The sequence below is a fragment of the Flavobacterium chilense genome, from assembly GCF_001602525.1.
GTDB lineage: Bacteria > Bacteroidota > Bacteroidia > Flavobacteriales > Flavobacteriaceae > Flavobacterium > Flavobacterium chilense.
On record NZ_LSYT01000002.1, the window covers coordinates 905118 to 929344 of the forward strand.

At 34.2% G+C, this 24227-nt stretch carries 20 protein-coding genes; 17 read left to right on the forward strand and 3 right to left on the reverse strand.

Annotated features, from left to right (window positions below):
* Positions 1–61 precede the first annotated feature (61 nt).
* Positions 62–379 carry a hypothetical protein gene (locus tag A4F88_RS09135; protein ID WP_068842254.1) on the forward strand — a complete coding sequence of 106 codons (318 nt, stop codon included), beginning with the start codon at positions 62–64 and terminating at the stop codon, positions 377–379.
* A 105-nt stretch (positions 380–484) separates the two neighbouring features.
* On the opposite strand, the gene A4F88_RS09140 is transcribed toward A4F88_RS09135, so the two are convergent.
* The 3 genes from A4F88_RS09140 to A4F88_RS09150 form a co-directional block, all read right to left on the reverse strand.
* The gene (locus A4F88_RS09140) at positions 485–1090 is read right to left on the reverse strand and encodes an FAD-dependent oxidoreductase (RefSeq protein WP_068842255.1); all 606 of its coding nucleotides are present in this window, start codon (positions 1088–1090) and stop codon (positions 485–487) included.
* 1 nt (position 1091) lies between these two features.
* Positions 1092–1292 (reverse strand): hypothetical protein, encoded by a 201-nt coding sequence (locus tag A4F88_RS09145; protein WP_068842256.1) that lies wholly within the window; start codon positions 1290–1292, stop codon positions 1092–1094.
* Between the two features lie 104 nt (positions 1293–1396).
* A complete protein-coding gene (locus A4F88_RS09150; RefSeq protein ID WP_068842257.1) occupies positions 1397–1975 on the reverse strand; it encodes a MarC family protein in 579 nt (192 codons plus the stop codon).
* Between the two features lie 320 nt (positions 1976–2295).
* Here A4F88_RS09150 and A4F88_RS09155 point away from each other — a divergent pair, with 320 nt between their 5' ends.
* The 16 genes from A4F88_RS09155 (at position 2296) to A4F88_RS09230 (ending at position 24142) form a co-directional block, all read left to right on the forward strand.
* The gene (locus tag A4F88_RS09155) at positions 2296–2865 is read left to right on the forward strand and encodes a DUF3109 family protein (RefSeq protein ID WP_068842258.1); all 570 of its coding nucleotides are present in this window, start codon (positions 2296–2298) and stop codon (positions 2863–2865) included.
* Between the two features lie 337 nt (positions 2866–3202).
* Positions 3203–4180, forward strand: coding sequence for a ribonucleotide-diphosphate reductase subunit beta (locus tag A4F88_RS09160; RefSeq protein WP_068842259.1), 978 nt, complete (start codon positions 3203–3205; stop codon positions 4178–4180).
* 271 nt (positions 4181–4451) lie between these two features.
* Entirely contained in the window at positions 4452–6845 is a 2394-nt protein-coding gene (locus A4F88_RS09165) for a ribonucleoside-diphosphate reductase subunit alpha (protein ID WP_068842260.1), read from the forward strand.
* A 360-nt stretch (positions 6846–7205) separates the two neighbouring features.
* Positions 7206–8603 (forward strand): DUF1800 domain-containing protein, encoded by a 1398-nt coding sequence (locus tag A4F88_RS09170; RefSeq protein ID WP_068842261.1) that lies wholly within the window; start codon positions 7206–7208, stop codon positions 8601–8603.
* A gap of 12 nt (positions 8604–8615) precedes the next feature.
* Complete coding sequence (locus tag A4F88_RS09175; protein WP_068842262.1) at positions 8616–9782, forward strand: DUF1501 domain-containing protein; 1167 nt, start codon at positions 8616–8618, stop codon at positions 9780–9782.
* Between the two features lie 463 nt (positions 9783–10245).
* A complete protein-coding gene (locus A4F88_RS09180; protein ID WP_068842263.1) occupies positions 10246–11085 on the forward strand; it encodes a prephenate dehydratase in 840 nt (279 codons plus the stop codon).
* Between the two features lie 186 nt (positions 11086–11271).
* Positions 11272–12417 carry a pyridoxal phosphate-dependent aminotransferase gene (locus tag A4F88_RS09185; protein WP_068842264.1) on the forward strand — a complete coding sequence of 382 codons (1146 nt, stop codon included), beginning with the start codon at positions 11272–11274 and terminating at the stop codon, positions 12415–12417.
* Between the two features lie 288 nt (positions 12418–12705).
* On the forward strand, positions 12706–13566 hold the full coding sequence (locus A4F88_RS09190; protein ID WP_068842265.1) for a prephenate dehydrogenase: 861 nt from the start codon (positions 12706–12708) through the stop codon (positions 13564–13566).
* Positions 13567–13579: 13 nt separating this feature from the next.
* Positions 13580–14662, forward strand: coding sequence for a bifunctional 3-deoxy-7-phosphoheptulonate synthase/chorismate mutase type II (locus A4F88_RS09195; protein WP_068842266.1), 1083 nt, complete (start codon positions 13580–13582; stop codon positions 14660–14662).
* 266 nt (positions 14663–14928) lie between these two features.
* On the forward strand, positions 14929–15906 hold the full coding sequence (gene rsgA, locus A4F88_RS09200; protein WP_068842267.1) for a ribosome small subunit-dependent GTPase A: 978 nt from the start codon (positions 14929–14931) through the stop codon (positions 15904–15906).
* Positions 15907–16011: 105 nt separating this feature from the next.
* On the forward strand, positions 16012–16464 hold the full coding sequence (gene dtd / locus A4F88_RS09205; RefSeq protein WP_068842268.1) for a D-aminoacyl-tRNA deacylase: 453 nt from the start codon (positions 16012–16014) through the stop codon (positions 16462–16464).
* 63 nt (positions 16465–16527) lie between these two features.
* A complete protein-coding gene (locus tag A4F88_RS09210; RefSeq protein WP_068842269.1) occupies positions 16528–18435 on the forward strand; it encodes a DUF3857 domain-containing protein in 1908 nt (635 codons plus the stop codon).
* 4 nt (positions 18436–18439) lie between these two features.
* Positions 18440–20461, forward strand: a complete 2022-nt coding sequence (locus A4F88_RS09215) for a DUF3857 domain-containing protein (protein ID WP_068842270.1) — start codon at positions 18440–18442, stop codon at positions 20459–20461.
* A gap of 2 nt (positions 20462–20463) precedes the next feature.
* The gene (locus tag A4F88_RS09220; RefSeq protein ID WP_068842271.1) at positions 20464–22455 is read left to right on the forward strand and encodes a DUF3857 domain-containing protein; all 1992 of its coding nucleotides are present in this window, start codon (positions 20464–20466) and stop codon (positions 22453–22455) included.
* A gap of 2 nt (positions 22456–22457) precedes the next feature.
* A complete protein-coding gene (locus A4F88_RS09225; protein ID WP_012022600.1) occupies positions 22458–22784 on the forward strand; it encodes a nucleotide pyrophosphohydrolase in 327 nt (108 codons plus the stop codon).
* 134 nt (positions 22785–22918) lie between these two features.
* Complete coding sequence (locus A4F88_RS09230) at positions 22919–24142, forward strand: 3-phosphoshikimate 1-carboxyvinyltransferase (protein ID WP_068842272.1); 1224 nt, start codon at positions 22919–22921, stop codon at positions 24140–24142.
* Positions 24143–24227 lie beyond the last annotated feature (85 nt).

The following is a 24227-nucleotide window of genomic DNA, read 5'->3' on the forward strand; positions in this document are numbered from 1 at the left end:
AAACAAAACTTGCGAGTCATGGGGTAATTCTTAGCGTACTTTGCGGTTAAAATCTCAAAACATGAAAAATCTAAAAAAAATAAGTTTCCTTGTTCTGTTAATGACTTTTGTAATTTCCTGTACGACTATGAAAGAAAATAATAATAATGTTATTTCAGGCAAAGTAGATTCGATAGAATCAGGGAAAGACGGTTATACGGCAAAAATCACAACCGATAAAAAAGAAGTTTATTTTGCAACCATCAGTATTGTAAATGTAGGCGGACCTCAAAATTACAAACAGCTAAAAATAGGTGATGAGGTTTCTGTAAAAGGAGAAATCTGGAAAACAGATGACGAAAAACATATTAAAGTACAACAGATTGTTTCTGTGAAATAAATATTCAGAAAGAAAAAAATAAACCATATAAGTTATAGGAGTTCATGATAGTAAAATGCGCAAAGCATTAAATGAACTTATATAACTTATATGGTTTAATAATTTTTATCGAATGCTATCGTGTGCATGAGTCTGCACACCGTTATTCCATAATGTCAGTATATCTGTAGCGACAGCAGCGCCACTTCCGGCAGCGATCGCTAATTGACTTCTCCAGCCTGCCAAAGTTCCAATAACATAAATGCCATCGGCCACTTTATGATCTTCGTTTTTAAGCTGGATACGTTGTTTTTCAGGTAATGCTTTTTTATGAGGTTCAATATATTGCATTAAACCTTCGATGTCAAAGGTATTGGCAGAACCAATCCCAATAACAATATTTTTTGTCTGGTATGAATCTTTGTTTGTAGTAACAGTGAATTCAGGATAAGCGCCTTCAACTTTAATTACTTTCTCATTTGCGATCTGAGTAATATGCGGATAAGTTGTAGCCAGATCCTGTGTGCTTTCTTCAAGCAATTCAGAACCTAATTTGCCTGGTGTAATGCCATAGGCGTTATAGAAAATAGCTTCCTGTAAAGAAGAACTTTTTTGATGTGTAAAAATTCCGATTTTTTTATCGGTAACAAAAGCTTTGTTTTTAGCAGATCCTAAAACGAGAGCACAAGACATGCCTGAAACGCCTCCGCCAATAATTAAAACATCGAACATATTAACGTCCGTTTGTTTTCTCTTCGATTCTTTTTGAAATTCTAAAAATCAAAAGAATCAAAACGGCACAAAATGAAGCTGCAATTCCAATAAAAGCAACTATACTGTCTCCCTGAAAAGGATTTTTGAAGTCTAGCAACGTAATATTAAAAACAATTAAAGCTAATGCCAGAAGCACTAAGATTGAAGTAAAGATTTTCATAATGATTGTTTGTTTGCCTAAAATAATAGAGTAGAACCCTTAGACGTAAAATGTCTTTAATTTGTGTTTTGAAATTTTGTGGGGTAAATTTATAAAAATAATTGTTAGACAAACAAACCTTTAACATTAGCAGCAAATAATTTAACAGCAATTGCTAAAAGTATGACTCCAAATGTCTTGCGAACTACGCCAAGTCCGTTTTCTCCTAATAAATTTTCAATTTTCTTAGAAGATTTCAGTACAATATAAACCAGTATAATGTTCAGCAAAATGGCAATTATAATGTTTATGGTGTGAAACTGAGATCGTAACGAAAGTAAAGTAGTCATAGTTCCTGCCCCCGCAATTAACGGAAATGCTAAAGGAACGATAGAAGCAGATCCCGGTTCTTCGTCACGGTAAATTCTGATTCCTAAAATCATCTCCAATGCCAGAAAAAATAGCACAAAAGAACCTGCAACGGCAAAAGAATGCACATCAATCCCTATAAGGCTTAAAAAACCTTCTCCAACAAAGAGAAAAACGATCATAATCGCTCCGGCAACAATCGAAGCTTTTTCGGATTCAATATGACCGACTTTTGCTCTTAAATTAACAATAATCGGAATAGAGCCCACAATATCAATCACGGCAAAAAGTACCATGCTTACTGTAATGATTTCTTTAAAGTCAATTTCTAGCATATCGTTTTGATTTTAAGCGTTTAAAAACTGCTGCAAAAGTAGATAATAAAGTTAGGTGTTTTTTTGATACAATGTATTTTTGTTATAAAAACATGTTTGTTTGACTAAAAAAGTGATATTTGTAACAATTGTTCTTTTTCTCACAAAGTTTCGCAAAGATTATTCACAAAGATTCGCGAAGTAATATTTTTTAAAATACTATTTAATGACAAGAAAATCTTCGTGAAACTTTATGTTGTTCTCTGCGAATCTTTGCAGTACATTTTTTATCCGCTTTCTTTGACTATCTTTGCACTTTATAAATTTCAGTATTTAATATCATGTTTCAGTTAGGAAAAACCATTATTTCAGAGGATATTCTGGAAAAAGAATTTGTATGCAACCTGTCAGCTTGTAAAGGAGCCTGTTGTGTTGACGGAGATGCCGGTGCACCTCTTAATGAAGCCGAGACTAAAATCCTGGAAGAAATTTACCCTAAAGTAAAACCTTTTTTACGAAAAGAAGGTATTGCTGCTATTGAAGCTCAGGGAACCTGGGTTACAGGAACTGATGGTGATCTTGAAACGCCGTTAATTGATAATAAAGATTGTGCTTACGTTATTTTTGATGGCAAAACGGCACTTTGCGGAATCGAGCAGGCTTACAATCAGGGAATCGTAAGCTGGAAAAAACCGGTTTCCTGTCATTTGTACCCAATTCGTGTAAAAGACTTTACTGAATTTGCTGCTGTAAATTATGACCGTTGGGATATTTGTGATGATGCCTGTTCTTTAGGTAAAGAATTAGAAGTTCCGGTTTATAAATTTGTAAAAGAAGCATTGATTCGCCGCTTTGGTGAAGACTGGTATATGGAGCTTGAAAAAGTGGCTCAGGAACTTAAAAATTCATAAGATTTGTAATCGTTAGCAATGCTGTTTTTTGCGGATATATTTTACCTCAAAAAAATAAATTTTTACCTCAAAAAAAACTTTTTAAAACAAATTAAAATTTCTTGCTTTTTATTGTAAAAAGTCTATATTTTACGGGATATAAAGTGTAGAGTTTATATTTTAAGTTATTCATTTACAATAAATTAATTATTGTCTGAAAAACATTTCAAATTTTTGCCGTTGTTAAAAACTACGCCCGATTGTGAATAAGTTTGACTTTTATTTTTGGCAACAAATGACAATCTTTGTAGTCTACTGAAATGGTAAAAAAATCAGTAAAAAATTAAACAAAATTGTCATGTCACAAGTCGAGCCAATATTACAAGAAAATAAAAATCGTTTCGTTATTTTTCCAATCAAACATCATGATATTTGGGAATGGTATAAGAAGATGGAGGCTAGCTTCTGGACTGCAGAAGAAATCGATTTGCACCAGGACCTGACAGACTGGAATAATAAATTAAGTGACGACGAAAGATATTTCATCAAACATATTTTAGCATTCTTTGCAGCTTCAGACGGAATCGTAAATGAGAATCTGGCAGAAAACTTTGTAAATGAAGTTCAATATGCCGAAGCGAAATTTTTCTATGGTTTTCAGATCATGATGGAAAACATTCATAGTGAAACGTATTCTTTATTAATAGATACTTACGTAAAAGATGAAGCCGAAAAAGCAGAATTGTTTAATGCTTTGGAAGTTTTTCCTGCAATTGGTAAAAAAGCAGAATGGGCTTTAAAATGGATCGAGTCTGATTCATTTGCCGAAAGACTTATTGCTTTTGCAGCCGTTGAAGGTATTTTCTTCTCTGGAGCTTTCTGTTCAATTTATTGGTTAAAAAAACGTGGTTTAATGCCGGGATTAACATTTTCTAACGAATTAATCTCTCGTGACGAAGGTGTACACTGTGACTTTGCAGTGCACTTGCATAATCATCACTTAATTAATAAAGTACCAAAAGACAGAATTAAGGAAATCATTGTAGATGCCTTAAATATCGAAAGAGAATTTGTTACGGAATCCCTTCCGGTAAGTTTAATAGGAATGAATGCTACTTTAATGACGCAATATTTAGAATTTGTTGCTGACAGATTATTAGTAGAATTAGGTTGCGAACGTGTATATGGGTCAGCAAATCCGTTTGACTTCATGGACATGATCTCTCTTCAGGGAAAAACTAATTTCTTTGAAAAACGTGTTGCAGAGTATCAAAAATCTGGTGTGATGAACACAGATAGTGATGCTCAGAAAATTTCATTTGATGCAGATTTTTAGACAACCAAAATAATTTTAGAGTTCCCCCCAAAGAAACACTAAAAGAATAAAATTTTAAACAATACCATTTTTTACGGTTGAATCTCTTTCCCAAATCGAAGATTCAATGACAATTTTTAATGCCCTTTCGGTCTGTTTTTCAGGCTGGAAACAGAAAACTATTGAGAATCCTGCAATTCTCAAAAAATAATTTAAAAACACGCAATGTTTAAGTACCGGAATTCGTTATTCCAGTGTCTTTCATTTTTTCAATAACTAAAATAGTAAGCTTATGTATGTAGTAAAAAGAGATGGCCACAGAGAGCCCGTAATGTTTGATAAGATTACAGAAAGAATCAAAAAATTGTGTTACGGCTTAAATGAGCTTGTAGATCCTGTTAAGGTAGCCATGCGTGTTATCGAAGGATTGTATGATGGGGTTTCAACTTCTGAACTGGATAATCTTGCAGCAGAAACAGCGGCATCAATGACTATTGCGCATCCTGATTATGCACAATTGGCAGCGCGTGTGGCAATTTCAAACCTACATTCAAATACAAAAAAATCGTTCTCAGAAACGATGAAAGATATGTACAATTACGTAAATCCAAGAAACGGGCAGGATGCACCATTACTTTCGGATGAAGTATTTAAAGTAATTCAGGAAAACTCAGCTTTTCTGGATTCGCACATTATCTATACCAGAGATTTCAATTACGATTACTTCGGTTTCAAAACCTTAGAGCGTTCTTATTTGCTTAAAATAAACGGAAAAATCGTAGAACGTCCGCAGCACATGTTAATGCGTGTTTCTGTTGGAATTCACTTAGATGATTTAAAATCAGTAATCGAAATTTACGATTTAATGTCTAAAAAGTTCTTTACGCATGCAACACCAACGTTGTTTAATGCAGGAACTCCAAAACCACAAATGTCTTCTTGTTTCCTTTTGGCGATGCAGGATGATAGTATTGATGGTATTTATGATACACTAAAACAAACAGCAAAAATCTCGCAATCAGCAGGAGGAATAGGACTTTCTATTCATAACGTTCGTGCTACAGGATCTTATATTCGTGGTACAAACGGAACTTCAAACGGAATTGTTCCAATGTTGAGAGTGTTCAACGATACCGCTCGTTATGTAGATCAGGGTGGTGGAAAACGTAAAGGAAGTTTTGCGATTTACATCGAAACCTGGCATGCTGACATTTTTGAATTCCTGGATTTAAAGAAAAACACCGGAAAAGAAGAAATGCGTGCAAGAGATTTATTCTTCGCCATGTGGACATCAGATTTATTCATGAAACGTGTTCAGGAAGATTCAACATGGACTTTAATGTGTCCTAACGAATGTCCTGGATTGTACGATGTTTACGGAGAAGAATTCGAAGCAATGTATACGGATTATGAATTTAGAGGAAAAGGTAGAAAAACCATTCGTGCACGTGAATTGTGGGAGAAAATCCTGGAATCACAAATCGAAACCGGAACACCATATATGTTGTATAAAGATGCAGCAAACCGTAAATCGAATCACAAGAATCTAGGAACAATTCGTTCTTCAAACTTGTGTACAGAGATTATGGAGTACACTTCTAAAGATGAAATTGCGGTTTGTAATTTAGCTTCTATTTCGTTGCCAATGTTTATTGAAAACGGAAAATTCGATCACGAAGCGCTTTACAATGTAACAAAACGTGTAACCCGTAACCTGAACAAAGTAATCGACAGAAATTACTATCCGGTAAAAGAAGCCGAAAACTCAAACATGCGTCACCGTCCGGTTGGATTAGGAGTACAAGGTTTAGCAGATGCTTTTATCATGTTGCGTATGCCGTTTACAAGTGATGAAGCAAAAGCATTAAATCAGGAAATTTTCGAAACATTATACTTCGCAGCCGTAACCGCTTCTATGGAAATGGCAAAAGAAGAAGGACCATATTCAACTTTCGAAGGTTCGCCAATGTCACAGGGAGAATTCCAGCACAATATGTGGGGAATGAAAGATGAAGAATTATCTGGTCGTTGGGACTGGGCATCTTTAAGAAAAGAAGTAATGGAGCATGGAGTTCGTAACTCATTATTAGTAGCGCCAATGCCAACTGCTTCGACTTCGCAAATCTTAGGAAACAATGAAGCTTTCGAACCATATACATCAAATATTTACACACGTCGTGTATTGTCTGGAGAATTTATCGTTGTAAACAAACACTTACTGGAAGATTTAGTAAAATTAGGTTTATGGAACGAAGATTTGAAACAGGAAATTATGCGTCATAACGGATCTGTTCAAAATATTGATATTATTCCGCAAGACTTAAAAGACCTTTATAAAACAGTTTGGGAAATGTCGATGAAAGATATTATCGATATGTCACGTCAAAGAGGATATTTCATTGACCAATCGCAATCATTAAATCTGTTCATGCAGGATGCAAACTATTCTAAACTAACGTCAATGCATTTCTACGCTTGGCAATCAGGTTTAAAAACTGGAATGTATTACCTAAGAACAAAATCTGCGGTAGATGCGATTAAGTTTACTTTAAACAACGATAAAAAAGAAGAAACAGCACCAACTTTGGTTGCAGAAACAGAATCTATAAGCGTTGAAGATTACAAAGCAATGTTATTAAAAGCACAAGCAGCAGATCCAGAAGATTGTGAAATGTGTGGATCTTAATTTTTTTAGAAGAAAGAAAATAGAATAAAGAGAAAAGATTATTCTTAATTAATAGAAAGCAGTTATCGTAATGATAGCTGCTTTTTTTATGCCGTTTATTTTTGTCAGCCTTTATAGCATAGCCCGCGGTTTCAGCCGTGGGAATACAATGCGTTTATCTCGATACATCTGTTGCGCTTAAAACCGTGGGTTATATTGATTATAATTGTTTCAATACGAAATAAACAATATCCCCAAAAAATCCACGTTCTAAGTATTACCAAAGATTTTTAAAACTTAGTAATTAACATCTAAGAAACTTAAAGCCTTCTCTTTAAACCTTTAAGAGAAAGTCAAGTCTTATTGTAAAATTTCTGCGTTATGAAAAAAAGCAATCTTTGGTCCTTACGATTGGGTTTTTCCGGAAAAGAATCCGATGCAATAGAAAAATTAGGATTAGAAAAATTTCTAAAACATTCCTATGATTCAAAATTCGATACACAACTCCCCGCTTTTTTAAACGATGATCCCAAAACATTAATTGAGCTCAAAGAGTTAAAAGAAGCGATAAAAACTGCCGATTCTGAAGCTAAAAAGAAAGTTCTCAAACAGGAAATCTATTCAGCTGTTGAATTAAAAAAATGGTGGATTGCCAAAATGCGAAACGACGAATTTCCGTTACGCGAAAACATGGTTTGTTTCTGGCACAATCATTTCGTTTCTACTACGCAAAAAGTAAAAGTCAATTATTGGATTTACCAGCACAATATGATTTTGCGCGAGCATGCCTTTGGAAATTTCAAAGAACTCACCAAACAAATCGTAAGATCGAATGCAATGGTGAAATACCTCGATAATGTCGACAATAAAAAAGGGAAATACAACGAAAACCTAAGTCGGGAATTACTCGAATTGTTCACAATTGGAATCGGGAATTATACTGAAAACGATATTAAAGAAGGTGCAAGAGCACTTGCAGGATTAAACTACGGAGATGACGGTGCAATTTACAGAAGTCTCGCTCAGGATAATACCAATAAAACCTATTTTGGGAAAACCGGAAACTGGAACTCAGATGATCTCGTTGATATTATTTTTGAACAGAAAAATATACCTTATCTCATTACCCGAAAAATACTAAAATGGTTTATTTATGATAATCCGTCAGAAGATTTGGTAACATATTATGGGGATTATTTTAGAAAAGTAAAGTTTGAAATACAACCCTTATTAACCAAAATTTTTACCGAAGAATATAAAAAAGAAAACTCCGGAGCAAAGATCAAAGATCCGCTGGTTTATATTCTGCAACTTCTGGATGAATTGCATATCGATGATCTGGATGACGGAATGATTTTGTTTTTCCTGAAACAACAAGGAATGGATTTATACAATCAGATAAATGTAAAAGGATGGGACGGCGGAAACTCCTGGCTGACTTCACAAATTTATTTACAACGCAATAACACATCTGATTTGCTTTGCAGCGGAAGAAGCATTACCAGAAAAGTATTGAATACCATGACTCCTGAAACTGAAAAACCAAAAACAGAATTCGAGAAAATCGATGTAAAAATAGATTTTGATCCTGACGGAAATAATAAAACAGTAATCACAGAATTATCAAACAGATTGTTGTTTAAAGTAAATGATTCGATGCAAAAAGACATGGAGAACCTGTTGAAATATGATTTTGATCCCAAAGAAGCGCACGCCAATTTTGCCGTAATAAGGCTCTTTGATTACATAACAAAACTACCCGAATATCAATTAATTTAGAAAGCTACAGCTATGAACAGAAGGAATTTTCTAACGCTTACAGGAACTTTTACCGGTGGAATGCTGGTGCTTCCTGATTTTTTACATGCTTTTGGTTCGCAAAATAATCTCGTAATCGGCGAACAATGTATCGTGTTTATACAATTGAATGGCGGAAATGACGGTTTAAATACCTTTATTCCGTACGATAATCCGTTGTATTATGATTTGAGGATAAAAATAGCTTTGAGTAAAGATGTAGTAGTCAGCAAGAATAAAGGAATGGCGTTTCATCCATCCTTGAAAGATTTTGCACAAATGCAGCAAAACGGAGATTTAACTGTCATTCAAAATGTGGGTTATCCTGAACCCATTCGATCTCATTTTCGCAGCCAGGAAATCTGGCAAACCGCAACAGACTCGAATAAATATATTAACGAAGGCTGGTTAGGACGTTATTTAGATTTGCAATGCAACGGACATCAGGCAACGGCAGGAATAAATCTGGACTCAATCGATAATCTGGCATTAAAAGGAATGGAACCTAATTCGATAACAGTAAAAGATCCAAACCGATTTAAAGTAAAATCAGATAAAGAAGAAAATGTAACCTTATCCGATAATCCGCAATTGGATTTTGTTCGAAAAATCGCCAATTCAGTTACAGAAGGATCAGATGAAATTCAGAAAGCCTTGGCAAAATCAAAATCAGAAATAAGCTATCCCAAAACAGACTTATCTAAAAATCTGGAATGGATTGGCCGACTGATAAAAGGAAATCTGAATTCAAAAGTATATTATACTTCACTTGGCGGATTTGATACACATGATAATCAATTAGCGATTCAGGAAAAACAATTAACTACTTTAAATGATGCTATATACAGTTTTTATCAGGATTTAAAACAAGCACAATTACTTCAAAACGTTACAATAGTGGTGTTTTCAGAATTTGGGCGACGAGTAAAAGACAACGGAAACGGAACAGATCACGGAACAGCCGCGCCAATGTTTATTATTGGAGGAAATAATAAAGGAACAGTTTTAGGAAATAATCCAAACTTAGCAGATTTAGATAATGGCGATTTAAAATACGAAACCGATTTTAGAAGTGTCTATGCTTCATTATTACAGCAAAAAATGAATTTCGATTATTCTAAAATAGGAATTAAGAATAAACCGGTTTCTGGATTGTTTTGATTGAAATATAGCCACGAATTCACGAATTTTTATTTTTAAAATCTGTGTAATTTGAATTAAATTATCGCAAAGATTTGAGCTAATTCGTGAATTCGTGGCGAAAAAAGCTTAGTCCCTTAGCATCTCAGTATCTCAGAACCTTTAAAAAACTCAATTGTAAATATCTCATTTTAAGTCGATATTTTTATATTATCATACAAAACATCCTAAATTTGTTAAGAAATCCTTTTTTGTTTCATAAAATGCATTATTTTTTTTGGTGCGGTAAAAATAATTTATACATTCGCAGAGAATTTATTGAAAAACACAAACAAAATGGCAAGTAACCGTTTTTATTTTAGCAACAATTTTTATTTCTTCTTTAGTAGAAGTCAGGATTGTGCTATGGTTATTTGAGAAAAATTTTAAGACAAATAAAACTAATATACAATCCTGATGAAAATCAGGATTTTTTTTTGAATATATGACAACGAAAATTGCAATACAAGGTATCAAAGGTTCTTTTCATCACCAGGTAGTGAAAGAGTATTTCTCTGAAAATGTGGAAATTGATGAATGTTTGTCTTTTGAGGAACTGATTGATAGTCTGCTTTCAGGGAAATCGGATCAGGCGGTTATGGCGATTGAAAACTCGATTGCAGGACCAATTATTCCGAATTATGCTTTGATTGACAAGAATAATTTACACATTATTGGAGAGTATTATTTAAGCATTCACCAAAATTTAATGACTTTAAAAGGTCAGAAAATTGAAGACATAAAAGAAGTTCATTCACATCCAATGGCGATATTACAATGTATGGATTTCCTGAAACAATATCCAAACATTAAGCTGGTTGAAGATAAAGATACGGCTGAAACAGCAAGACGAATTCAGGAAAAGCAATTAACCGGAATCGCAGCCATAGCAAGTAAAACGGCTTCTGAAATGTATGATTTAGAAATCATTGCACCAGAAATTCAAACGATCAAAAACAATATGACCCGTTTTGTGATTATTAAAAAGCAAAATTCATTTTTGCCAGAAAACGAAATCAACAGAGCTTCAATCAAATTTGAATTAGATCACAAAAGAGGAAGTTTAGCAGCGGTTTTGAATGTGATGAGCGATTGCAAACTGAATTTGACAAAGATCCAGTCATTGCCAAAAATTGAAACGCCATGGAAATATTCATTCTTTGTAGACGTAACATTTGAAAAATACGAAGATTTTGCAAAAGCCAAATCGTTATTAAATATAATGGCAGAATATTTAAAAGTTCTGGGAGAATACAAGAATACAAAACCTTTAAGTCAGTCTTAAAGTTGCAAAGTTGATTTTAGATTGAAGATTAACAAATTAAGATTTTAGATTGTCAGGCTGAGCGAAGTCGAAGTCCACGTTCCAATTGGAAAGCCCTTCGACTTCGCTCAGGGTGACAAGTCAAAAAGAGAAAAAGCCTAATGCTTACAGCCTAAAGCTTACAGCATTTTTTAATAAAAAATAGAAATGATTACAACAGCAAAAAGATTAGATACAGTTGAAGAATACTACTTCTCCTCAAAATTGAGAGAAGTACGTCAACTACAGTCTGAAGGAAAATCTATCATCAATATGGGAATTGGAAGCCCTGATTTGAGTCCGTCCAAAGCAGTAATTGAAGCAGTCGCTGCAGCAATTCAGGATGAAAACGGACATGGTTATCAAAGCTATCAGGGATTGCCGGAGTTGAGAAAAGGGATGGCAGATTTTTATCAGAATCAGTTTGGTGTTGAGTTGAATCCTAATAATGAGATTTTGCCTTTGATGGGTTCGAAAGAAGGAATCATGCACATTTCGTTAGCTTTCTTAAATGAAGGCGATCATGTTTTAATTCCAAATCCGGGTTATCCAACCTATACATCAGTAACGAATTTGGTAGGAGCAGTTCCGGTTTATTATGATCTGAAAGAAGCAAATGCCTGGGAACCGGATTTTGAAGCTCTGGAAAAATTAGAGCTGGAAAAAGTAAAAATCATGTGGCTGGGATATCCGCACATGCCAACAGGAGCAAGAGGAAGTTTAGCGTTATTTGAAAAATTGGTTGCTTTTGCTAAAAAACACAACATATTATTGATCAACGACAATCCGTATAGTTTTGTTTTGAATGATAATCCGATGAGTTTATTGCAGGTTGAAGGCGCAAAAGATGTGGCTTTAGAATTGAATTCGCTTAGTAAGACTTTCAATATGGCAGGCTGGAGAGTGGGGATGGTTTTAGGAAATCCTGAAATTATCGACGCAGTTCTAAAAGTAAAAAGCAACATGGACAGCGGAATGTTCTACGGAATCCAGAAAGGTGCAGTTGCTGCTTTAAATTGTGACAAATCCTGGTTCGAAGATCAAAACAAGATTTACAGACGCCGTCGTGAATTAACAGAAAAACTAGCAGAAAAATTAGGCTGTGAAGTTTACAAAGAGGGAGTTGGGCTTTTTGTTTGGGCAAAATTGCCGGAAGGAATAGCATCAGCAGAGAAGTTCATTGACAAAATATTATATGAGAAACATATTTTTATCACACCGGGAACAATCTTCGGGAGCAATGGTGAAGGTTATATAAGATTCTCGTTATGTGTGAAAGAAGAAAAAGTACAAGAAGCGATAGATCGATTTTAAGTATTGAGATTTTAGAATCAAGAATCAAGATTTTAGATTTTTTCGCCACAGTTTGTCATCCCGAGGAACGAGGGATCTCCGCAAGTAACTCGATAAAGATTAGACTCTCGTTGCGGAGCTACTTGCGAAGATTTCTCCTCCGTCGAAATGACAAAAAAGGCGGAAAACGATAAAGTTCTTGAAAAACGAGAAGCCCTAGCCCTGATAGAAGTGGAAATACTTTTGCGCCGGGGTTCGGCGGAAAAGATTGAAACGGATAGCAGGAAATAGCTTCAAATAAAAAGAAATATGAAAGTATACGTAATAGGAATAGGATTAATAGGCGGTTCGATGGTGCTGGACATCAAAGACCAACATCCTGATTCGACCATTTTTGGAATCGACAGCAACGAAAAACACTTGCAGGAAGCAATTGATTTGGGAGTTATTGATCAGGCAGGAAGTTTTGAAGATTTGGCAGAAGCCGACTTTGTAATCGTTTCAGTTCCGGTGGATGTGGCACTGACGGTTTTGCCTAAAGTTCTGGATTCGGTTGGAGATAAAACAATTGTTTTTGAAGTTGGGTCAACGAAAAAACCAATTTGCGAAGCAGTGGCAAGTCATCCGAAAAGAAGAAATTTTATTGCCACACATCCAATAGCAGGAACAGAGTTTTCAGGACCTTCGGCGGCGATAAGAGGTTTGTTTAAAGGAAAAACAAACATTATTTGTGAAGTGGAAAAAACCACTTTTAAATTGCAGGAAAAGGCGTTAAAGCTTTTTAGCGAAATAGGAATGAGGATTCGATATATGGACCCGGTTTCGCACGACAAACACATTGCTTACGTTTCGCATTTGTCACACATTAGTTCGTTTATGCTGGGTAAAACAGTAATGAATAAGGAAAAAGACGAACAGGATATTTTTGATATGGCGGGAAGTGGATTTGAAAGTACGGTTCGTTTGGCAAAAAGTTCGCCGGCAATGTGGACACCGATTTTTAAGCAAAACAAAGAACACGTTCTGGAAACATTAGAAGCATATATTTCAAACCTGAGTCGGTTTAGGGATTTGCTAAAAGAAGAAGATTACAATGCCATTTTTGAAGAAATGGAAAGCACAAATAAAATAAAAGAAATACTAAACGGATTAACAACAACTAAAAAGTAAAATTAGAATTAAGATGGAAAATAAGAAAGAAATGAGAAAGTGGTTAGAAGATTTCAATTTAAATCACCCACTTGTGATTGCTGGACCTTGTAGTGCAGAAACTGAGGATCAGGTTTTAAAAATCGCTCATGAATTAAAAGATTCAAAAGTAAGCGTTTTCAGAGCTGGAATCTGGAAACCAAGAACGCGTCCGGGAGGATTTGAAGGTGTTGGAGAAATTGGATTAAAATGGCTGCAAAAAGCAAAAGCTGAAACTGGTTTATTAATGGGTACTGAAGTTGCAACTGCAGCGCACTGTAAACTGGCTTTAGAACATGATATCGACGTTTTATGGGTTGGTGCCCGTACAACTGCAAACCCTTTTGCAGTTCAGGAAATTGCTGATACATTAAAAGGAACAGATAAAATTGTTTTGGTTAAAAACCCAGTAAACCCGGATTTAGCTTTATGGTTAGGTGGTGTTGAGCGTTTACACATGGCTGGAATCGAGAAATTAGGAGTTATTCACAGAGGTTTCTCTACTTACGAGAAAACAAAATACAGAAACATTCCAGAATGGCAGATTGCTATCGAATTGCAAAATAAATTCCCTGATTTACCATTAATCATCGACCCATCTCACATTACAGGAGATCGTAAAATGATTTTTGAAGTAACGCAAGAGGCTTTAGATTTGAATTACGATGGTATGATTATCGAAACGCACTACGATCCGGACAACGCTTGGTCTGACGCTGCTCAACAAGTTACTCCAGACGCTTTGAAACAAATCATTAAAGATTTGACGATCAGAAAAACAGATGATACTACAGATGAGTACAGCCAAAAAATGACTAAACTAAGAGCGAACATCGACGTATTGGATGCTAACTTATTAGAGTTATTAGGAAAACGTATGAAAGTAGCTGACGAAATTGGTCAGGTGAAAAAAGATGCAAACGTTGCAATTCTTCAAAACAACCGTTGGAACGAAATCTTAGGAAAAATGATTCTTGAGGGAGAGAAAAAAGGTCTTACTGAAGAGTTTGTTTTAAGAATGTTTAAAGCAATTCACCAGGAAAGTATTGGTCACCAGGAGAAAATTTTCAATGCATAATTTTTCTTTAAACCATATAAGTGATATAAGATAATTTGATGTTAACTTAAAAGTTGCTGCTAAATTTTATTATATCACACATTTAAAATTAGATTGTTTTTTAAAAAATCCCTGTTACTTTGAAAGAAGTGATGGGGATTTTTGTTTCTTAATAATATGTAGCCTACGGTTAAAACTGTGGGGGATGTTTAAAATTATTCATTTATCTTTGCAGGGATTTTGAGGATCAATCTAAAATCTTAAAATCAGCAATCTAAAATTAAAGAATGACAGGAATCGTATATAAATCTACAGGAAGCTGGTATACTGTAAAATCTGAACAAGGAGATTTTATAGAGTGCCGTATGAAAGGGAAGTTTAGGATGAAAGGTATAAAAAGTACTAATCCTATTGCTGTAGGCGATATAGTCGATTATGAACTCGAAGAAACTTCAGATGCTGTTACCGGAACGATTTTTAATATTCACGAAAGAAAAAATTATATCGTTCGTAAATCAGTTAACCTGTCTAAACAGATTCATATTATTGCGTCGAATATCGATCAGGTATTCTTGCTGGTAACCATAGATAATCCGCCTACAACGACAAGTTTTATTGATCGTTTTCTCGTTACTGCCGAAGCATACGGAATCGAAGCTATTCTTATTTTTAATAAAATCGATACGCTAAATGATCAGACTTTAGACGATCAGTTGTATTTACAGCATATTTATACCGAAATTGGATATAAATGTCTCAGAATTTCATCTACAGAAAACAAGGGTGTTGACCAGCTGAAAGAAATGATGGTAGGTAAGGTGAGTATGTTTTCAGGTCATTCAGGAGTTGGAAAATCAACTTTGGTAAATGCGATGGAACCAAGTCTGCATTTAAAAACTACCGTAATTTCAGAACAAAGCAAACAAGGTCAGCATACCACAACTTTTGCCGAAATGTATGACTTATCTTTTAATGCCCGCATTATTGATACTCCGGGAATTAAAGGTTTCGGAATCGTTGATATGGAACCATCAGAAATAAGCGGCTATTTTCCGGAATTTTTCAAATTAAAAGACCAATGTAAGTTCAACAATTGCTTGCATAAAGAAGAACCGCATTGCGCTATTAAAGCAGCTTTAGAAAAAGATGAAATTGCATGGTCACGTTACAATAGCTACCTTAAAATTCTCGAAGGTGATGAGGAGCATTATCGCACCGATACTTATGGCGAGGATCGTGCAGCAAGCGATGAAACGAGAAAGTAATTGTGAATTGTTGATGGTTAATTATGAATTATAATTGGCTGCAATTTTAATATCTTCGTTTTTCCGGAAAAATCAATATTTAATAATTTACAATTCACCATTTCTATGAAAGTAGTTCTTCAAAGAGTTTCCCATGCATCAGTAACGGTTGATGGACAAAAAACAGCCGACATACAAAAAGGATTATTAGTCTTAGTTGGAATTGAAGATGCCGATACTCAGGAAGATATTGACTGGCTGGTTGGAAAAATCATTAAGATGAGAATTTTTGGAGACGAAAATGATATTATGAACTGCTCGGTTCAGGATATCGATGGTGAAATCATTGTGGTTAGTCAGTTTACATTGCATGCTTCTACAAAAAAAGGAAACCGTCCGTCGTACATAAAAGCGGCAAAACCGGACTTTGCAATACCCATGTATGAGAATTTTGTACAATCTTTAGAAAAGGAATTTAATAAGAAAGTACAAACCGGAATTTTTGGCGCAGATATGAAAGTTAACTTGCTAAATGACGGCCCCGTAACTATTTTAATAGACAGCAAAAATAGAGACTAAAATTTCCTAAACAAATGTTAAGTATTTCTAAAAATAATATATATTTGGCGAAATTACTTACTAATGAAAAACCAGTTCTCTGTATTATTTTTTTTACTATTTACCCTTATTTCTTTTGCTCAGAAAAATGAATATGCTATCACAACGATCGCTGATAGTCTTAAGGAAAATGCGAATGCCGTAGTTCGTTTTGATCAGACAGATATTGCAATTCTTTCACAGCGAAGCATGAATATCAAAAATCGCCGCGCAGTAACTGTTTTAAACGAAAAAGGATTTGATGCTACAGAAGCTTATGAGTTTTATGATAAATCGACCTCAGTAAAAAATATTGAAGCAGTAGTTTATGATGCTTTTGGCAAGGAAATCAAGAGAATTAAAAGAAAAGATTTTAAAGATCAGAGTGTGGTTGGCGGGAGTACACTTTTTTCAGAAAGCAGATATATTTATTTAGATTATACCCCAATTTCTTATCCGTTTACAGTTGAATTTACCAGTGAAGTCCAAACTTCGTCAACTGCATTTATTCCAAGATGGATGCCTTTAAGAGGCTTTTATACCAGTATTGAAAAAGCAACTTTAAATGTTACTTACCCAGCAGATTTAGGTTTTAAAAAGAAAGAATTTCAGTTTTCTGGTTTTAATCTAAAAAAGACCAATGATACCAGTACCCAACTATCGTATGTTGCCACGAATATTTTAGCACAAAAGCAAGAAGACTACAGTCCGGCTTATAAAGACCTTTTTCCTAAAGTTATGATGGGCCTGGAACGTTTTCATCTGGAAGGAGTTGATGGTACCGCAACAAACTGGACTGATTTTGGGAAATGGTATTCAGAGAAAATACTCGCCGGAACCACAGACCTGCCGGAAGAAACCAAGGCAAAAATCAAAGCAATAGTTGGAGATGAAAAAGATCCTATAAAAAAAGCAAAACTGGTTTACGATTTTGTACAAAAAAAATCAAGATACGTTAGCATTCAGGTTGGTATTGGCGGATGGAAACCCATGCTGGCTACAGATGTAGACAGATTAGGATATGGTGATTGCAAAGCATTGACCAATTATACCAAAGCACTTTTGCAGGTAGTCGACGTTCCTTCATACAATACCGTTTTGTATGGTGATAGTTATAAAACGAACATAGAATCTGATTTTGTTTCGATGCAGGGAAATCATATGATTTTATCAATTCCAAACGGAAATCATTATACATGGTTAGAATGTACAAGTCAGGACGATCCTTTTGGGTATCAGGGAACTTTTACAGATGACAGAGATGTTCTCGTAATCAAACCCGAAGGCGGAGAAATTGTGAGAACAAAAGTGTATGAAGATAATGGCAATACCCAAAAAGATACAGGAAGTTACACTCTTGATGAAAAAGGTAACTTTTCAGGTTCGGTTGTAATAGTTTCAGAAGGTTCTCAATACAGTTCAAAAGCCAGAGTAGAACATTTATTGCCTACAGAAAAAGAAGCACATTATAAAGAATATTGGGATAATATCAACAATCTTAAATTAGGGAAAATTACGTTTACCAACAATAAAGAAAATGTTCGTTTTACAGAGGATATTCAGCTTAGTGCTATAAATTACGCCACAATTTCAGGAAATAAAATGATTTTTATAGTTGATGCATTCAATCAGAATTCCGGTAACGTAAAAAGAATTCGTAACAGAAAAAATCCATTTCAGATTCAGCGAGGGTATCTGGATTCAGATGAAATCGAAATTAATCTGCCGGCAGGTTTTACAATCGAATTTCTGCCTTCAAACTTTGAGTTAAAAGGAAAATTTGGAGAGTATAAAACTGAAATTATCAAAAAGGATAATAATAAACTAACCTACAAACGCTCTATATATTTATACAAAGGAAAATATACCAATAAAGAATACGATGATTATCGTTTGTTTATGGAGCAGGTAGCAAGAAATGATAACGCCAAAATTATATTAACCAAGAATTAACCAAATGAAACCAATCAAAATTTTAAGCCTAATTGTATTGTTGTGTATGTCGAAGATGACAGCACAGGAATTTAAATTAGGGAAAGTCTCTATTGCAGAGTTAGAGCAAAAAGTGCATCCAAAAGATTCATCTGCCACTGCTGCAATATTATACAAAAAAGGGAGTTCCAGAATCGAATACGATCCAAGCGACGGTTTTATTACGGTTACAGAAGTCGAAACCAGAATTAAAATCTATAAAAAAGAAGGATATGACTGGGCGAACCAAAAAGTCTGGTATTATTATGCAAACGGATTTAAAGAAAAGGTAAGTTTTTCAGATGCGGCAACCTATAATCTCGTAAATGGAAAAATCGAAAAAACCAAGCTAAAAAGCGACGGAACGTTTGATGAAGTTGTCAATAAATTTAGAGGACAAAAAAAGATAACAATGCCTAATGTTAAGGAAGGTTCTGTTATAGAATTTAGTTATCAGGTGAGAAGTCCCAGTGACAGAATGATTAGAGGATGGGATTTTCAAACGAGTATTCCTGTAAACTATTCTGAATTTAAAACCTATGTTCCGGAATATTATGTATTTAATGTAAAGCAAAAAGGGTATGTTTTTCCTAAAGTTACGACTGAAAAAGCTCCAAAATCAATTCTGATTAGCAGTAAAGAAAGAGTATCTAGCGGAGGCGGATTTTCTACCACAAGAACCGAATTTTCTACAGATAAAATAGATTATACAGAAACACAAACGACTTATCTGGCTACCGATTTTCCAGCGATGAAAGATGAGGCTTATGTAAACAATATTGATAATTATACCTCAAGTATTCAGCATGAATTATCGATGACAAAATTTCCAAATGCACAAATAAAAACCTATTCTACAGATTGGAACTCGGTCGTAAAAACAATTTACGAATATGATGATTTTGGGCCTGAATTAAATAAAACAGGTTACTTTGAAGAAGATCTGAAAAAATTATTAGCAGATAAAAATACGATTGACGAAAAGATTATGACGATTTTTAATCACGTTAAAACAAATGTAAAATGGAACGACTATACAGGTTACAGCTGTGATAACGGAGTTAAAAAAGCATATAAAGAAAAAACAGGAAATATAGCCGATATTAATTTAATGCTTACGGCAATGTTGCGATATGCAGGTCTAACGGCAAATCCGGTTTTGGTAAGTACACGTTCTAACGGAATCTCAATTTTTCCAAACAGAACTGCTTTTAATTATGTAATTGCTGCGGTTGAAACACCAAACGGAAATGTTTTATTAGACGCCTCAGATAAGTTTGCAACGCCAAATATTTTACCTTTTAGAGCCTTAAACTGGTCAGGAAGATTAATTAGAAAAGACGGAAGTTCGGAAGAAGTAGATCTGATGCCTAAAAAAGCCTCGAATGATATTATTTTTATGACCTATGAAGTAGATCCTGACGGAAAAGTAAAAGGTAAAACAAGAAGACAATGTACAGATTATGTTGCCATGCTAACAAGAGGCAGAATCGATGGAGTGAAAGAAGAAGAATATTTAGAAAAACTGGAAAATCACAATAAAAAAATTGAAATAAGTGATTATGTCAGAACAAATGAAAAAGAAGTTCTTTTACCAACAATCGAAACCTACTCGTTTACAGGAAATGATTTATGTGAAGTAATTGGAGGAAAAATATATGTAAGCCCAATGTTGTTTTTTACAGAAGAAAAAAATCCGTTTAAACAGGAAGAAAGAGAATATCCGGTAGATTTTGGATTTCCATTTACAGACAAATACAATATTACCTTAAAAATTCCTGAAGGATTTACAGCAGAAGTTTTACCGGCACCCGTAGTAATTAATATGCAGGATAATTTAGGAAGCTTTAAATTTAATATTGCTGCAAACGAAAATGTATTGCAGATTAATATTCAGCATCAAATCAATGAAGCAATTGTTTCTACAGAGCAATATGATATGCTTAAAGAATATTATAAAGGCATGATTGCAAAAGAAACAGAAAAAATTGTTTTAAAAAGAATATAAAGATGAGGTTTCAAAAATTAGTAATAGTTGCTTTTCTTTTAATAGGGTTAAACAAAACCAAAGCTCAAAATCATGAGTTAGGAAAAGTAACTATTGCTGAATTAAAAGAAAAAGCAAATCCTCAGGATACAACTGCGGCAGCTGCAATTTTGTTTAAAAAAGGAAGAACCTTTTTTACTTTTCATAAAGACAAAGGGTTTTCGGCTAATCATGTTTATGAGTTCAAAATCAAGATTTATAAAAAAGAAGGATTAAAATGGGCTGATCAGAGCGTTCGGTTTTATATCGGTTATGAAACGCTTAGTGAAGATAGGTTAGAGTTTTCAAACGCCGTTACTTACAACTTAGAAAATGGATCAATTGTCAAGACAAAACTGGATAATCAGGGAACTTTTAAGAAAAAAGTAAACAATTTCTGGAACGAAAAAACAATAACATTACCCAATGTAAAAGTTGGTTCCGTTATAGAATATAAATATGTTCTAAAATCTGAGAATATTGTAAAACTTCCTGATTTTGATTTTCAGTATAATATTCCGGTAAATTATTTTGAATATAAAACTGATATTCCCGAATACTATATTTATAAAACGATATTAATAGGCAACCACAAAATCGACACAGATTCAAAACTAACAAATGGAAGCCAAAGTTTTGAAGGGGATTATAACAGATCTACGGCAATTTCATACAAACAAATCAGTGCTTTTTATACCGGTAAAGATATTCCCGCTTTAAGAAACGAACCTTATGTAGATAACATGGATAACTACAAAGGTTCAATTCAGCATGAGCTTGAAAGAGTCCGTTATCCGGATCAGCCTGTAAAAGATTATGCTATGACCTGGGAAGGTGTGGCGAGTACCATTTTTAAAGATAAAAATTTTGGAAAAGAACTCAATGAAAAAAGTTTTTTGCTGGAAGATGTAAAACGATTACTGACAAATGTCGAGTCGCAAACAGAACGATTAAATATCATTTTTAAGTTTGTTCAGAACAAAATGAACGGGAATGAGAAAAAAGATTGTTACACAGATAAAGGTGTAATCAAAGCTTATGCAGATCAAACCGGGAATGTAGCCGAAATTAATTTTATTTTGATCAATATGCTAAAGCTGGCAGGATTAGAAGTAAATCCGGTTTTAGTAAGCACAACAGAAAATGGAGTGCCGGTTTATCCCACCAGAACAGGATTTAATTATGTAATTGCTGCAGCAGAAATTGATGGAAAACAAATTTTACTGGACGCAACACATAAATTTACATATCCGGGAATTTTACCTTTAAATGTTTTGAACTGGCAAGGTAGATTGATTAAAGATGACGGAACATCACAAGAGATTAATCTAATACCTGCTACAGCTTCAAAAGAATTTTCGAATATGCTGGTTAAAATAGATCAGCAAGGCAAAATCGAAGGTAAAATCAGAATACAAAGAACAGATTATGAAGCTTATCGTTTCAGAGTTGAAAATGCAGGTAAGAATCAGGAAAATTATCTTGAAAAATTAGAAGAAAGGTTAGGAGATCTTAAGATTTCAGATTACAAAATTGAGAACCAAAAAACGAATTTCTCTGATCCTGTTGTAGAAACATTTTCATTAGTCTCAGACAATAGAGTAGAAACAATAGGAGGTAAAATCTTTATAAATCCGTTATTGTTTTTTACAAGAAGCAAAAATCCTTTTAATCAGGAAATAAGACAAATGCCGGTTTATTTTGGATATCCAACCCTGGAGAAATTCAATATAAATCTTGAAATTCCCGAAGGGTATGCGGTAGAGTCATTGCCTAAAGTAGTTAAGATTTCATCTGAAAACAGAGAGATAATTTATTATTTAAATATTTCAAATGAGGGAAACAAAATTCAAATAAGTAGTTCAAAAGAAATTAACAATAGTATTTTTGCAGCAGATCAGTACAACGGATTAAAAGACCTTTTCCAGAAAATGATCGCAAGTCAAAATGAAAAAATTGTTCTTAAAAAAATATAACTATGGATTTGAAAAATGCCCAACTTGATGTAGATACCTGGATTAAAGAACACGGTGTTCGCTATTTTAATGAATTGACCAATATGGCACAACTTACGGAAGAAGTAGGAGAAGTTGCCAGAATTATTGCCCGCAGATACGGAGAGCAATCAGAGAAAGAAAGTGATAAAAATAAAGATCTAGGCGAAGAACTGGCAGATGTTGTATTTGTAGTTTTATGCCTTGCCAACCAAACCGGAATTGATTTACAGGCTGCTTTTGATAAAAAAATGGACTTAAAATCAGTTAGGGACAAGGATCGTCATAAAAACAACGATAAATTAAAATAATTGTGAAATATCACTCATAAGTTTTGAATTATGAGTTTTGAATTTTGAATTATGAGTGTGGAGTGGTAAATTGCGTGGCGAATTACGTTTCTAACCATTCCTAATTCATAAATTTACAATTTACAATTAGAAAAATGAATTTACTACTACAAACAACTCAACATAATTTACAAGGACAAATTGCAGTAACAGGATCAAAAAGCGAGACCAATCGTTTGTTGTTGTTACAGGCATTATTTCCAAATATTACACTGGCGAATACTTCAAACTCTGATGATAGCGAAGTAATGCAAAAAGCCCTGATTGGTAATGACGAAATTGTAGACATTCACCATGCAGGAACAGCAATGCGTTTTTTAACAGCTTATTTTGCAGTAAATGAACGTCGTGAAGTTGTAATGACAGGTTCAAGCAGAATGCAGGAACGTCCGATAAAGATTCTGGTAGAAGCTTTGGGACAATTAGGAGTAGAGATTTCTTATGAAAAAGAAGAAGGCTATCCGCCAATCAAAATCAAAGGGAAAAAAGTTACTGCCTCAAAAGTTACTTTGGCAGCAAATGTAAGCAGTCAGTATATTTCGGCACTTTTACTTGTGGCTTCAAAATTAGAAAATGGTTTAGAATTAACTTTAGAAGGAGAAATCACTTCGATTCCGTATATCAAAATGACTCTGGCTTTGCTAAATGATTTAGACATTCAAACCAGTTTTGAAGGAAATGTAATTAAAGTTTTCCCAAAAGCAGAAGTAGTTTCAAAAGAAATGGTTGTAGAATCAGATTGGAGTTCAGCATCCTACTTTTTTAGTTTAGTGGCTTTAGCCGATACAGCTTCAATAACATTAAGCAGTTATAAACAGAACAGCTTACAGGGAGATTCAGAATTGGTTTCGCTTTATGAGAAACTAGGAGTTCAGACTACTTTTCAGGATAATAAAATGACTTTGGTAAAACAAGCCAATTTTAAATACGAAACCGTAAATTTTGAACTGAACAATACTCCGGACATTGCACAAACTATTGTGGTAACATGTTTGGGTTTAGGAATAGGATGTCATTTAACGGGACTTCATACGCTGAAAATTAAAGAAACAGATCGTCTTGAAGCACTTCGAATTGAATTAACAAAACTAGGGGCCAATATTTCGGTTACTAATGATAGTCTGACATTAGTGGCTTCAGAAAATATTAACCATAATGTAAAAATTGGAACTTACAACGATCATCGTATGGCAATGGCATTTGCGCCTTTAGCTTTAAAAGTACCTATTATTATCGAAGATGCCGAGGTGGTTTCTAAATCATATCCTGATTTCTGGAATGATTTAAAAGCTTTAAACTTCCAGGTTTCAGAATTGTAGGCTTAAACCATATAAGTGATATAAGTTCATTTAAATGAGCATAATTTAAATAGCCTCCAGTTTTAACTGGAGGTTTTTTTATGCG

Excerpts from the sequence above, each read along its gene's own strand:
- A4F88_RS09145 (WP_068842256.1), bottom strand. The coding sequence starts at position 1,292 with ATGAAAATCTTTACTTCAATCTTAGTGCTTCTGGCATTAGCTTTAATT.
- rsgA (WP_068842267.1), top strand. The coding sequence starts at position 14,929 with ATGACAGGAATCGTATATAAATCTACAGGAAGCTGGTATACTGTAAAA.
- A4F88_RS09195 (WP_068842266.1), top strand. The coding sequence starts at position 13,580 with ATGGAAAATAAGAAAGAAATGAGAAAGTGGTTAGAAGATTTCAATTTA.
- A4F88_RS09160 (WP_068842259.1), top strand. The coding sequence starts at position 3,203 with ATGTCACAAGTCGAGCCAATATTACAAGAAAATAAAAATCGTTTCGTT.
- A4F88_RS09165 (WP_068842260.1), top strand. The coding sequence starts at position 4,452 with ATGTATGTAGTAAAAAGAGATGGCCACAGAGAGCCCGTAATGTTTGAT.
- A4F88_RS09210 (WP_068842269.1), top strand. The coding sequence starts at position 16,528 with ATGAAAAACCAGTTCTCTGTATTATTTTTTTTACTATTTACCCTTATT.
- A4F88_RS09155 (WP_068842258.1), top strand. The coding sequence starts at position 2,296 with ATGTTTCAGTTAGGAAAAACCATTATTTCAGAGGATATTCTGGAAAAA.
- A4F88_RS09230 (WP_068842272.1), top strand. The coding sequence starts at position 22,919 with ATGAATTTACTACTACAAACAACTCAACATAATTTACAAGGACAAATT.
- A4F88_RS09190 (WP_068842265.1), top strand. The coding sequence starts at position 12,706 with ATGAAAGTATACGTAATAGGAATAGGATTAATAGGCGGTTCGATGGTG.
- A4F88_RS09185 (WP_068842264.1), top strand. The coding sequence starts at position 11,272 with ATGATTACAACAGCAAAAAGATTAGATACAGTTGAAGAATACTACTTC.
- A4F88_RS09180 (WP_068842263.1), top strand. The coding sequence starts at position 10,246 with ATGACAACGAAAATTGCAATACAAGGTATCAAAGGTTCTTTTCATCAC.
- A4F88_RS09215 (WP_068842270.1), top strand. The coding sequence starts at position 18,440 with ATGAAACCAATCAAAATTTTAAGCCTAATTGTATTGTTGTGTATGTCG.
- A4F88_RS09135 (WP_068842254.1), top strand. The coding sequence starts at position 62 with ATGAAAAATCTAAAAAAAATAAGTTTCCTTGTTCTGTTAATGACTTTT.
- A4F88_RS09225 (WP_012022600.1), top strand. The coding sequence starts at position 22,458 with ATGGATTTGAAAAATGCCCAACTTGATGTAGATACCTGGATTAAAGAA.
- A4F88_RS09220 (WP_068842271.1), top strand. The coding sequence starts at position 20,464 with ATGAGGTTTCAAAAATTAGTAATAGTTGCTTTTCTTTTAATAGGGTTA.
- dtd (WP_068842268.1), top strand. The coding sequence starts at position 16,012 with ATGAAAGTAGTTCTTCAAAGAGTTTCCCATGCATCAGTAACGGTTGAT.
- A4F88_RS09140 (WP_068842255.1), bottom strand. The coding sequence starts at position 1,090 with ATGTTCGATGTTTTAATTATTGGCGGAGGCGTTTCAGGCATGTCTTGT.
- A4F88_RS09150 (WP_068842257.1), bottom strand. The coding sequence starts at position 1,975 with ATGCTAGAAATTGACTTTAAAGAAATCATTACAGTAAGCATGGTACTT.
- A4F88_RS09170 (WP_068842261.1), top strand. The coding sequence starts at position 7,206 with ATGAAAAAAAGCAATCTTTGGTCCTTACGATTGGGTTTTTCCGGAAAA.
- A4F88_RS09175 (WP_068842262.1), top strand. The coding sequence starts at position 8,616 with ATGAACAGAAGGAATTTTCTAACGCTTACAGGAACTTTTACCGGTGGA.